Source organism: Paenibacillus sp. A3 (assembly GCF_001399685.1).
Classification (GTDB): Bacteria; Bacillota; Bacilli; order Paenibacillales; family NBRC-103111; genus Paenibacillus_G.
On record NZ_JTHN01000084.1, the window covers coordinates 1 to 12,067 of the forward strand.

Genomic DNA, 12,067 nt, shown 5'->3' on the forward strand with positions numbered 1-12,067 from the left:
AATTATAGCGGAGGAGTGCTGGCCACCAAACTGCTTCTTAGCAAAAAGTGCAGAAAAATCGCTTATTTAAGCGGAAACTTGCGGCTAAATCTGTTGGCCAAACAGCGGCATGACGCATTCATTGAACAAGTGAGCGGCAAAGACGTCGGTTTTGTGGTTAAACAAACGGATTTGAACGGTTTTAAATATAAGGAATACGAAAATTTGGTTCGTGCATTATTTGAAGAACATCCCGATATTGACGGCGTATTTGCAAGCAGCGATATTCTGGCGCTGCAGGTCATCAAGGAATGCCGGAGACGCGGCAAGGCCGTACCCGAGCATGTGAAGGTCGTAGGCTATGACGGAATTCAAATTGGCGGTACGGACGATTTGTCGACGGTAGAGCAGCCGGTCAAGAAGATGGGGGAATTGGCGGTCAAATACCTGCTTCGGCAAATTGCTGGCGAAGATATACCTCTGGAAACGATTCTTCCGGTTAAATTGTTGGAAAAGGGAACAACATAGGTTCTTTTCTGAAAGAAGTGGACTCGGTGTTTCCCGCAATTAAATTAACGTAGCCGCAGGAGGAAGTTATTGTGTTTGAATTTAAGCAGGTCTTGGATTTTGAGGATAGACAGAATGATGTTTTGATGGCCGGGGAGCTTCTGATCGATCTGATTTCCGCAGATTACGATGATGCTTTTGAAGGAGCTGCGTACCATAAGTTTTTTGGCGGATCGCCGGCGAATATCGCGATGAACGTCAAAAAATTAGGGGGCCGTTCGCAGATTGCAGCAGCCGTAGGAGAAGACAGATTAGGCATGTTTCTGATCAACCAATTGCGCATAGCGGGGATTGAGCCGGAGTACGTTGAAACCGTTGAAAATTCAACGAGTCTGGTCCTTCTTACAAAAAGCCAGTCGACTCCGGTTCCCGTCTTTTATCGAAGTGCGGACTATCAAATTTCCTATACTTCTAAGCTTGAAGAAGCCCTGCTCCGGTCAAAGATCTTGCATTTCTCTTGCTGGCCCATTTCCATGCTCCCGGCCCGCGATACGATCGAAAAAATGCTGGACCTTGCCGCAAAGCAAAACGTGCTGATCGGTTTTGACCCTAACTATCATCCGGTATTATGGCAAAAGGGCGAAGATGGCGCAGCCTATGTAAAATCCATCATCGGTAAGGCCGATATCATTAAGCCGTCGGGCGACGATGCGGAAAGATTATTCGGCAAAGATACGCCCTATAACCACATTAAGAAGTTTTTGAGTCTCGGCGCCAAGCTGGTGATCCTGACCTTGGGAAAGTACGGCGCTATAGTATCCAACGGAAGCGAGACCGTTACCTTCAAGACTCTGGCTACGGAGGTAGCGGATACGACCGGAGCGGGAGATGCGTTCTGGTCCGGATTTTATACGGCGCTGGTGAAAGGATATTCCATTCATGAAGCCATTTCTCTCGGATTCGCCGTTAGCGCTTATAAGCTGAAATATACCGGCGCGGTGGTAGATTTGCCTGAACTCGAAGCGATAAAAAACTTATACGAACTGTAGGAGGTTCCATATGTCCGTCAAAAATCAAGTGCAGCTGATTACGTATCCCGACTCCCTTGGCGGAGATTTAAAAACGCTCCATCGCGTGCTGAATACGTATTTTTCGGACGTCTTCAAAGGTGGTATTCACATTTTGCCGCCTTTCCCCTCCACCGGAGACAGGGGATTCGCGCCGCAAACTTATCTGGAAATTGATCCGAGCTTTGGCACGTGGGAAGATATGAAGGCCATCGGCGAAGAGTTCGATGTTTTGGTTGATTTGATGGTTAACCATATTTCCCGGCAATCGTCATACTTTCAAGACTTCCTTGAAAAGGGGAGGGAGTCCGAGTACGCGGACTTATTTATCACATTAGATAAAATTTGGCCGGATGGTCAGCCAGTGCAGCAAGACATCGATAAAATGTTCCTGCGCCGGCCGCTGCCTTATTCGACCTTCACTATTGCGAAGACCGGTGAAGAGGAAAAGGTATGGACCACATTTGGCAAAACGGACCCATCCGAGCAGATTGATCTCGATATGAAGTCGGAGAAGGTTAAGCAGCTTTTGACGGACTTCTTTCTAAACTTTAAGAAGAACAATGTAAAAATTGTCAGGCTTGATGCTGTCGGTTATGTGATCAAAAAGCTCGGCACCAGTTGCTTTTTCGTGGAGCCGGAAATATATGAGTTTCTGGACTGGGTGATGAAGCTTGCCGCATCGCTTGAAATTGAGCTGCTGCCGGAGGTTCATGCGCACTATACTACGCAATACAAGCTCGCCGAGCATGGCTGCTGGATTTATGATTTTATCCTGCCATACCAAATTCTTGAAGCTTTGATCAACCAAAACAGCGGGGATTTGGTTCATTATTTAAAGACCCGGCCGAAGAACCAGTTTACGATGCTGGATTGCCATGACGGTATTCCGGTAAAGCCGGATTTGGATGATTTGATCGATACGAGAGAAGCGAGAAAAATTGTGGATGTATGCGTGGCTCGGGGAGCCAACCTCAGTCTGATCTTGTCGGATGAACATAAAGCGGCGGATGGATTTGATGTCCATCAAATCCGGTGTACCTATTATTCCGCATTAAATAGCGATGACGACGCCTATTTGACGGCACGCGCCATTCAGTTCTTTACGCCCGGCATTCCGCAGGTGTATTATGTGGGGCTGTTGGCCGGCGAGAACGATTATGAACGTGTAAAGAATACCGGAGAAGGCCGGGAAATCAACCGCCACAACTTCTCTCTGGAAGAGATCGAGCGGTCTCTGGAGAAGGAAGCGGTGCAGCGGCTTTTGAGGCTGATCCGTTTCAGGAACGAATATGAAGCTTTCCAGGGAGAATTTGAGGTTCTTGATTCGCCGGCGGATGAGCTTCGTCTCAAGTGGACAAAGGACGATAAGAGTTGTATGTTGCTAGTCGACTTGAGAGCAAGCCTTGCCGAGATTTCCTATGTCGATGAAAGAGGATTTGCCGATCATTTTGCAGTGTGATTAAGCTTGGGGAAATTTCATCATAATTGGAGGTATGGATATTGGACTTCATAAACAGAGTGGCTCCGGAATTAAAGCAAGGGGTAGAGCTTTTAACGCCTCTTCATTTGCCCGATGATCTGGCTATGGAGAGGCAGCGCCCTTTGTCTCCCACGAAAAGCTCGAAATCCGTTCAAATTACGGAATGTTATATATCCGGCGGAGATTCAAAGGAAATGCTGGTCAAGATTTATGAACCGGTCCGGAGAGAGGATCAAAAGCTGCCTGCTTTTCTTTGGATCCATGGCGGGGGATATGTGTTGGGTCACCCGAGTTCCGATGACGTTCTCTGCGAATGCTTTGTAAAAGCGGCCAATTGCATCGTTATTTCGCCCGACTATCGCCTTGCCCCCGAGCATCCGTTTCCGGCGGCCATTGAAGACTGCTACGCTGCATTGGAATGGATAACAAACCGCGCGGAGGAAATGAATATCGATTTGTCGCGGATTGCGATTGGCGGGGCAAGTGCGGGAGGGGGGTTGACGGCGGCATTGGCGCTGATGGCTCGAGATAAAGGCGGACCGGCCATTTGTTTTCAAATGCCGTTATATCCGATGATCGACGATCGTAACGTTACGCCCTCAAGCCATGAAATTACGCATCAAGCGGTTTGGAACAGGGCCAATAACCTGGCGGCCTGGAAGATGTATCTTGGCGAGCATGCCCAAGGAGACATTTCCCCTTATGCGGCGCCAAGCCGCGCGAAGAGCTTGGCCGGTCTGCCTCCGGTCTATACTTGCGTAGGGCAGCTTGATCCGTTCCGCGACGAGACGATCGACTATGTTGCGCGTCTTGCGCAGGCAGGAGTTGATGTCGAATTTCAGCTTTATCCTGGATGCTATCACGGCTTCGAACACGTTGTTCCGGATGCGGAGATCAGTCAACGCGCCAGAAACGGATACTTGGATGCTTTGGCGAGAGCTTTTAAGCGTTGATTCCTTAGGGAGAGCAGCAGCGCTAGTTTGGACGTAATCTTAACGAGAGAAGGGATTAGAAATGAAGGTTCAACAAGTGATTGATGCCATTTTGACGGATTCGTGTGGCGATTTTAGATTGCCCGAAACCGGAGACAGGATCATGAGCGGCAGTCCCGACACGGAGGTCACCGGAATTGTAACGACATTTATGGCAACGGTTGACGTTATCAAGCAGGCAATCGCTTGCGGGGCGAATATGATTATTACCCATGAGCCTACCTACTATACGGGAAGTGATGAAACGGACTGGCTTCAGGACGACCCTGTATATGCGGCTAAGAAAAAATTGATAGATGAGAATCGGATCGTGATCTGGCGGTTTCACGATTACATGCACATGGGGAAAACAGACAGAATCTATGACGGCCTCCTAAAAGAAATTGGCTGGGAAAACAATATGCTTGACGGAAATCCTCACACCTACCAAATTGAGGAGGTCAGTTTGGCGGAGCTGGCGAGCTTTTTTAAACGGAAGCTATCCATGGATGTGATTCAAATCATCGGCAAACCCGAAATGAAATGTTCGAGAGTCGGCATTTTAGTGGGCGGGGGCAGCTTGGGCCTGGGAAGAGAACAAATGCCGATGGAATTGATGCGAAATATGAATTTGGATGTCATGGTTTGCGGCGAAATAATGGAGTGGACGCTCTGCGCCTATATCAACGACGCCCAAATGCTTGGACTTAACAAAGCCATGATCGTTATAGGGCATGAACGCAGCGAAGAATGGGGCATGAAATTTATGGCGGAATGGCTGCAGCCTTTGGTCCATGGGATTCCGGTTGTCTTTATTGATGCAAGAGAGCCGTTTACTTATTTATAAGATAAGGGGGAAAAGATATTGAAAATCAAAGCGGGTATCAAGCTCGGAATTTGTACGGCTTTGCTGCTATCTACGTTGGCCGCTTGTTCCAATAAGGATGCATCGCCGGGAGCGGCTCAATCGGAGAAGGGCGTCAAGATTACTTTTTATACGGTGGATCAGAACAACGCTTTTACCGATTTGGTGAAGGCGTATCAGCAAGAGCGCCCGGAAGTAAAAATTGAATTATTGAATGCGCAAGCAGGAACCGATTATATACAAAAATACGAAGCGCTTCAGGCTTCCAGCAATCCGCCTACGGCCGCCATGCTGGAACAGCAAACGGTATTAAAGTTCAAAGACACATTGCTGGATTTGGAGTCGGAGAAAGCAAAATACGAAAAGTTGACGCTGCCGGGCACGATTGAAAGAAACTTATTTGAAGGCAAATTTGTGGGCGTGCCATGGACTACGCAGGGTTACGGCTTATTGTACAATAAACGGGTAGTTGAGGAAGCGATCGGAGGAACTTTTGATCCCGCATCGGTGAAAACCCGCAATGATTTGGAAGCTTTGTTCAAAAAAGTGGAAGCCGCCGGCAAGGCGCCGGTATTGATTCATGGATCGGACTGGTCTTTAGGCTCCCATTATTTATCGTTAGCCTACGGCCTGCAATCCAAAAAGGTTGAAGATAATCGTAATTTTTTGGAGGGCTTGAAAAAGGGAAGCGTGGATTTATCCGGCAATCCCCAATTCAATGGTTTGCTGGATACCTTCGACTTGCTTAAAAAGTATAATCTTCGCAAGAACGATCCGATTGTCGCCGACTTCAATAAAGACACGATAGATTTTGCCAAAGGTAACGCGGCATTCTACTTTATGGGAGATTGGGCTTGGTCCGTAATGGACCCTGTGGAAGGCCGGGACAAACAATTTGGAATCATGCCGCTTCCAATCAGCAACAACCCGGATGACTACGGGAACCAGGAGATTCCGGTTTTGGAACCGTTTCTGTACACCATCGATAAAACAAGAGCAACACCGGAGCAGCAGGAAGCAGCCAAACAATTTTTTGAGTGGATGGTCACAAGTGAACAGGGACAAAATTCCATTATTTCCAAAATGGGATTAATCATGCCTTATAAAGATTTAAAGGTAAAGGGGACGAATGCCATTTCTCCTTCAATAAGTAATTATGTTAAAGAAGGCAAGGTTATTAATCTCGGAATGTTCAAATTCCTTCCCGGGGATCATTACGCTAAGCTGGGCGCCTCCATGCAGAAATATTTAATTAACAAGATTGATCGTAAAGGGTTCATTAAAGAGATGGAGAGCTATTGGAAGTCGCAGGCTGTTAATTAAAGTTGCGGGCTGAAAAATAAAATCATGGGCGAAGGTGCATACCTTTGCCCATTAAAACAAACGACAGGTTTCTGATCTGCTTTTTCTGGCAGAGCAGGAACCTTTTTATTTTAAGCTGGTGCTTAATTTGACATCGATAGACTACAAGTGTAGTATAATATTACGAATGTAATCAAAATTAGAGAGGAGTAACAGAGTATAGGATAGAAAAAACAGCTTTTTCGTTTTCAGCTTACATAATATTTTTTGAAATGAGGTTAAATATCTTGAGTAAATCTAAACATTCTATAGTAAAAATTTGCAATAAAATTGCATTACCTCTATTGTTTGTACCCATCTTGCTCATTGGTTGTGCGAAGGCTGTCAATCCCCCTGTTACCCAGTCGACAGAGAAGACCCAGGCAGTAGTTACATCCGAGTCTGACGAGTTTATTCAACTCGAGAACAAATTTGGCGCTAGACTTGGTGTGTACGCAATAGATACCGGTACGAGTCGGACGATTGCTTACAGACCTGAGGAACGGTTCGCTTTTGCATCCACCTATAAGGCTTTGGCGGCAGGCGCAGTGCTTCAGCAAAGCTCTATTGCCAATCTCGATAAAGTAATCACCTACACCAAGGAAGACTTGGTCACTTATTCACCCATAACAGAAAAACACGTGGAAACAGGGATGACCCTTAGGGATATCTGCGACGCTGCTATCCGTTATAGCGACAACACCGCGGGGAATCTCTTACTAAAAGAATTGGGTGGCCCTAAGGGTTTTGAAACAGTACTGAAAAAGATCGGCGATAACGTTACTACGTCTGCACGTTTTGAAACAGAGTTGAACCAAGCCATCCCGGGAGACACACGAGATACAAGTACACCTATAGCACTTGCCACAACCCTTCAGGCTTTCACGGTCGGCGACGTGCTTTCTACTGACAAACGTAAGCTCCTTACAGATTGGCTGCGGGGGAACACGACTGGGGCTAAACTGATCCGTGCGGGCGCACCCGAAGGCTGGCAGGTTGGAGATAAAACCGGTGCCGCCAGTTATGGAACGCGAAACGACATTGCTATTGTTTGGCCACCGAACAGAGACCCTATCATTATCGCAATTCTCTCCAGCCGCGATAAGCAGGATTCCGCTTATAATGACGACCTTATCGCGCAGGCTGCGAAAATAGCAATGGACGCCTTCAAGTAAACTGCAATGATCAACCGTAGCGTCTAAACTCTCTCAAGGCATGGAATAAGTTGGCTTATTTACGAGCCAGCCTATTCCAAATCAGTTTGATGGTAGTTGATAAAATGACAGTCAACTGCTAAAATTCAGGCTACAAGTTTTGCTTTAATGATTTCAACCGAAAGGTTGAGAGATGGAGACGAAAAGCATGTTCTTTACTCATTTCGTTATTAGCTTCATTGTGTCGTCTTTTACCATTGCCGCTATTATGCTGATTAAAAAATTGTTCCAAAAGCAACTTTCAGCGAAATGGCACTATAATCTATGGTTTCTATTGTTTATTGCATTGCTGCTTCCTTTTATATCAAGTCATTTATTTAGTTTCGGAAACAATTTCCATTTATTCAGTGTTAACCAAAGCGATGGAATAAGTCCTTCTGCTATGACCACCGGAGATCAGGAATTTGGAAATGTGAATTGGCTGCAGGACTTTTCGATATCTATAAACCGTGCTAGTCCAGCATACCTGAATATCATTTTAGCTTTGACCTGGATCGCAGGGATACTCGTAATGGCCGGTTTGACCATGCATGCCTGGCTAAAGGTAAAAAATATTAAACGCACTACGTCTAACCTGAAAAACAAAGAAGTTCTCGTGTTATTTGAACAGTGCATGCAGGATTTAAAGATATCGAGACATTTAATTGTAGGGGAATCTCCGCTTGTCAGTTCGCCGATGACGTTTGGCCTTCTGAAAACCTATGTTGTATTTCCGACTCATTTTGACGAATGGTTGTCATTGAAGGATATCAGATATATTATTTTGCATGAACTCAATCACATTAAATATAAAGATATTGTGTCGAATTACCTAATCGTTATTTATCAAGTCGTATACTGGTTCAATCCACTTGTTTGGCTTGCTTTTAGGGAAATGAGATCAGATCGTGAAATAGCTTGTGACATGGCTGTTTTACATTCATTAGATGAACGCTGCTATGCCGAATATGGGAATACCATCATTAAAGTTGTGGACAGAGCATCACATTTGAAAAATTTTGCTTTGACTAATCAGTTCAATGGTCCTAAACAGCAAATAAGGAAACGTATAGAAAGGATTGCTTCGTTTACGGCTGATTCAAAGTTATTGAAGCTGAAGAGTATCGCTATCTTTATGCTTGTGGGAATAGTTGTTGCAAGTCAGGCTCCACTCGTTTCTGTGATGGCGGATGATCATAACCGATACGATTTTACCAGTGATCGGACTATGCACGAGGATTTAAGTGATTATTTTTCAGGATATAAAGGGAGCTTTGTGTTATATGATTTGAAAGCAGATCAATATCGTATCTATAACGAAAATCAAAGCAAATTAAGAGTTTCTCCGGATTCAACTTACAAAATTTATCTTGCGTTGTTTGGATTGGATTCCAATGTCATAACGAGAGAAAATTCCTCCATGCCATGGAATGGCATACATTATCCTTTTAATTCATGGAATAAGGATCAAAACTTATTTAAAGCAATGCAAAATTCAGTGAATTGGTATTTTCAGGACTTGGATAAAATAATCCAACAGGATAAAATACAAACTTATCTGAACCAAATAGGCTATGGTAATCGCAATCTTTCAGGAGGAATCGGACAATATTGGTTAGAATCTTCATTAGAGATATCCCCCGTAGAGCAGGTACAATTATTAAAAGCTTTTTATACAAACCAATTTGAATTTAAAGAGAAGAATGTACAGACCGTCAAAGATTCGATTAGATTGGAAGAAAAAGATGGTGCGCTACTATCCGGAAAAACAGCTACAGGTACTGTAAATAAAAAAATGATAAATGGTTGGTTCATTGGATATGTAGAGACTAAGGACGACGTTTATTTCTTTGCAACAAATATACAAAATGAAGAGAACGCCAACGGAAGTAAGGCAGCAGAAATAACGTTATCTATTTTGAAGGATAAAGGCATATATGAAGGAGGATAAGAGTGTCTAATAAAGTCCCCAATATTTCAGAAGCAGAATGGGAAGTCATGAACGTGCTATGGGAAAAGGCTCCGCAAACGGCTAACGAAATTATTCTTTCTCTACAGGAGAAAACGGATTGGAAGCCGAAGACGGTACGCACTCTGTTAGATCGTCTAGTCCAAAAAAAGGTAGCAGGTGTAAATCAAAATCAGAAACTCTATACATTCTTTCCGCTTTATTCGCAGGATGAATGTCGGCAAGCCGAAACACAGTCTTTTATTAAGCGAATTTATGGAGGAGCCCTGAAGTCTATGCTGGTTCACTTCATCGAGGAGCAATCTTTGTCCGATGACGATATTAAGGAACTACGATTTATTTTGGATAATAAGCCGAAGAAAAATTAGGAGAGAGGATGCGCCGGTTAATCATGTTATAGAAGATTTTATGCTTGACATAGGGTAAGCGATCGTTATATAATTCCATTTGTCGGTTCGAAATCAATCGAATCGCGGCGAAATATGCGGTCGTGGCGGAATTGGCAGACGCGCTAGATTCAGGTTCTAGTGGTGTAACAGCCGTGGAGGTTCGAGTCCTCTCGACCGCATCATAGTAAAGAATAATAGGCTCATAAATTACTTTTTAGTAATTTATGGGCTTATTTTTATGCCGTCAGTATGTACAGAGAATTTGCTTATCATTTGAACGAAGAAATTTTCGAGATGTAGCTGATTTTTATTTGAATTGCTTTGAGGAAGACAAGGCTGTTAAAATGATAATGAAAATCATTATTAATTAGGAGGCTGTGAAACCAACCAATGGCCGCTCCGGCAATCGTCATCAGGGGCCGGGAGACCCGTCTGCCGGGCCAAGTTCGAAAGCTTCAAATCTATTGAACGGAGGAAATTTGAATGTACGTTGCATCGATCCCGAAAGAAAAAAGCTTCCTTGTTACCGTAGCGATACTGCTCATTTTGCTGCTTACTGCTTGCGGCAATTCGGAGAAAAAAAACGCGGCGGATGTGCAGAACGCAGCCGTGAATGAGGCCGCCAAAACGAGCGAGGCCGCTGGCTTTCCAAGGACCATTAAGCATGCCAAGGGAGAAACTCTTCTCAAATCCAAACCCCAGAACATCGTAGTGACCTATTTCCCGTATGCGGACCATTTGTACGCAATCGGTGAGGCGTCTGCCGTAAGCGGCGTTGTCGGCCTGCAATCGCTTCGCAACTTTCCCGTTTATGATGCCTACACCAAAGAAGGCGGAGCAAAAGATCTCGGCAGCGAGGCGAATATTGAGAAATTACTCGATTTGAAACCCGATGTGATCATCGGTTGGGGAGAGGACGCGAAAATCTACGATGAGTTGTCGAAGATCGCACCTACCATACTTATCCCGGAATCGGAGAACTGGCAGGACACGATCGGCAAAGTCGCCGAGGTGATCGGGGAAGAAGGCAAGGCGCAGCAATATGTCGAAAAGTATAACGACAGGCTGCTCAAACTTGCAGGCAAATTTGAGCAGTCAGGAGTGAAAGGCAAGACCGCCATCTTTATGATGACGTGGGGCAAAGGTTTTAATTATTACGGAGGGGTTCGCATGGAACCTTATTATAAAGGACTTGGATTTGCGAAGTTTGACGGCATGAAGGACTGGGGCGAGATTAGCCTTGAAGGGGTAGCCGCTGTCGACCCGGATTATATTTTTCTCGGGAAGGATTTCACTGGAAAGGCTGAAATGACTTTGAAGGAACTGGAAACGAATAAAGTCTGGAATAGTCTTACCGCCGTGAAAACAGGCAAACTTTTTATCATCGATACAGAGATTGTCGGACCGCTTGCTATGGGCCAGATGAAAGGCTTGGAAGTGATGGAATCGATCATGCAAAAGCTCTGATTCATTCGAACACGAAGGTCGGATTTCCGGTTCCGTTTTACCATGCAATGGAGCCGGCAGCCTTCCTTGGCGTTATTGTCAACCCGCGTGATGTATGATACAATTTCATCAGATACTTTAGTGATGAGCAAAATCCTTTTAGACAATTTAGCGTATAGTCGGGTCGATACAAGGCAAGTCTTATGGGAGCGGGAAGAAGCTTTCCCATTTGCTGTTGTAGCGTCTTTTTTATTTTTATTGTGGCTTTTCTGCAGGAAAGGGGCATGCAAGTGACGGGCCAGCAGGGGATTCCTTCTACGATCGGCAAATTAACCGCCTTATTGACGATGATGCACGATCATGCGATGGGGGCGGACATCGTACGAAAGCTGGAAGCGGACGGATACCGGCATACCGTCGGGAAGGTCGGCTCCATGGACAGCGCGAAAGTCATTGCGGCCATCGAAACCGCTGCCAAAAACAATCGGGTCATCGACGAAAAGCGGTACCGGGAAACGCACGGCTTGTACCATGCGATCCTGGAGGCTCTGCAAGGGGTGAGCCGGGGAACCCCGCAGATTCGGGACGTATTGCGCACGGTAGGGCTGACCTTCGCCATTGTTCGCGGCCCTTTGTCGACCGAACAAGGTCAACCGGACGAAGGGGAATGGATCTGCGTATGCATGTACGGCACGATCGGCGCCCCGAAAAAAGGCTTCGAGCATGAAGTTTTGGGTTTCGGCATCAATCACATTTGATGACCGGACGTTTCAATTTAATAACTTTAGACCATAGTCTTATAGTTGCGTTTAGAGGTCACGACCATTGATTTGGTGTGGCCTCTTTTTTTGTGTCCA

The 12,067-nt window shown here is 45.3% G+C and carries 12 protein-coding genes and 1 tRNA gene; all 13 read left to right on the forward strand.

The window, feature by feature from the left end:
* Positions 1–507: substrate-binding domain-containing protein (locus tag QJ48_RS12825; RefSeq protein WP_162238487.1), on the forward strand; the 507-nt coding region annotated here is incomplete at its 5' end.
* A 71-nt stretch (positions 508–578) separates the two neighbouring features.
* Positions 579–1,535, forward strand: a complete 957-nt coding sequence (locus QJ48_RS12830; protein ID WP_054973972.1) for a carbohydrate kinase family protein — start codon at positions 579–581, stop codon at positions 1,533–1,535.
* Positions 1,536–1,545: 10 nt separating this feature from the next.
* Positions 1,546–3,015, forward strand: a complete 1,470-nt coding sequence (gtfA, locus tag QJ48_RS12835) for a sucrose phosphorylase (protein ID WP_054973973.1) — start codon at positions 1,546–1,548, stop codon at positions 3,013–3,015.
* Positions 3,016–3,140: 125 nt separating this feature from the next.
* Positions 3,141–3,989, forward strand: coding sequence for an alpha/beta hydrolase (locus QJ48_RS12840; RefSeq protein WP_237762898.1), 849 nt, complete (start codon positions 3,141–3,143; stop codon positions 3,987–3,989).
* Between the two features lie 61 nt (positions 3,990–4,050).
* Positions 4,051–4,854 (forward strand): Nif3-like dinuclear metal center hexameric protein, encoded by an 804-nt coding sequence (locus tag QJ48_RS12845; protein WP_054973975.1) that lies wholly within the window; start codon positions 4,051–4,053, stop codon positions 4,852–4,854.
* An 18-nt stretch (positions 4,855–4,872) separates the two neighbouring features.
* Complete coding sequence (locus QJ48_RS12850) at positions 4,873–6,195, forward strand: ABC transporter substrate-binding protein (RefSeq protein WP_054973976.1); 1,323 nt, start codon at positions 4,873–4,875, stop codon at positions 6,193–6,195.
* Between the two features lie 251 nt (positions 6,196–6,446).
* Positions 6,447–7,388, forward strand: a complete 942-nt coding sequence (bla, locus tag QJ48_RS12855) for a class A beta-lactamase (RefSeq protein ID WP_063858080.1) — start codon at positions 6,447–6,449, stop codon at positions 7,386–7,388.
* Between the two features lie 187 nt (positions 7,389–7,575).
* Positions 7,576–9,357 carry a BlaR1 family beta-lactam sensor/signal transducer gene (locus tag QJ48_RS12860; protein ID WP_082420484.1) on the forward strand — a complete coding sequence of 594 codons (1,782 nt, stop codon included), beginning with the start codon at positions 7,576–7,578 and terminating at the stop codon, positions 9,355–9,357.
* Positions 9,358–9,359: 2 nt separating this feature from the next.
* Positions 9,360–9,743 carry a penicillinase repressor BlaI gene (gene blaI / locus QJ48_RS12865; RefSeq protein ID WP_063858081.1) on the forward strand — a complete coding sequence of 128 codons (384 nt, stop codon included), beginning with the start codon at positions 9,360–9,362 and terminating at the stop codon, positions 9,741–9,743.
* Between the two features lie 116 nt (positions 9,744–9,859).
* Positions 9,860–9,943: transfer RNA gene (locus QJ48_RS12870), tRNA-Leu, on the forward strand.
* A gap of 198 nt (positions 9,944–10,141) precedes the next feature.
* A complete protein-coding gene (locus tag QJ48_RS38685) occupies positions 10,142–10,381 on the forward strand; it encodes a hypothetical protein (protein ID WP_237762889.1) in 240 nt (79 codons plus the stop codon).
* Positions 10,374–11,231 (forward strand): ABC transporter substrate-binding protein, encoded by an 858-nt coding sequence (locus QJ48_RS12875; protein WP_237762890.1) that lies wholly within the window; start codon positions 10,374–10,376, stop codon positions 11,229–11,231. Before QJ48_RS38685 ends, QJ48_RS12875 begins: the two co-directional genes overlap by 8 nt.
* Positions 11,232–11,494: 263 nt before the next feature.
* Entirely contained in the window at positions 11,495–11,968 is a 474-nt protein-coding gene (hutP, locus tag QJ48_RS12880) for a hut operon transcriptional regulator HutP (protein ID WP_054974032.1), read from the forward strand.
* Positions 11,969–12,067 lie beyond the last annotated feature (99 nt).

Coding starts and splice junctions, on each gene's coding strand:
- hutP (WP_054974032.1), top strand. CDS start 11,495: ATGCAAGTGACGGGCCAGCAGGGGATTCCTTCTACGATCGGCAAATTA.
- gtfA (WP_054973973.1), top strand. CDS start 1,546: ATGTCCGTCAAAAATCAAGTGCAGCTGATTACGTATCCCGACTCCCTT.
- bla (WP_063858080.1), top strand. CDS start 6,447: ATGAGGTTAAATATCTTGAGTAAATCTAAACATTCTATAGTAAAAATT.
- QJ48_RS12840 (WP_237762898.1), top strand. CDS start 3,141: ATGGAGAGGCAGCGCCCTTTGTCTCCCACGAAAAGCTCGAAATCCGTT.
- QJ48_RS12860 (WP_082420484.1), top strand. CDS start 7,576: ATGTTCTTTACTCATTTCGTTATTAGCTTCATTGTGTCGTCTTTTACC.
- QJ48_RS12845 (WP_054973975.1), top strand. CDS start 4,051: ATGAAGGTTCAACAAGTGATTGATGCCATTTTGACGGATTCGTGTGGC.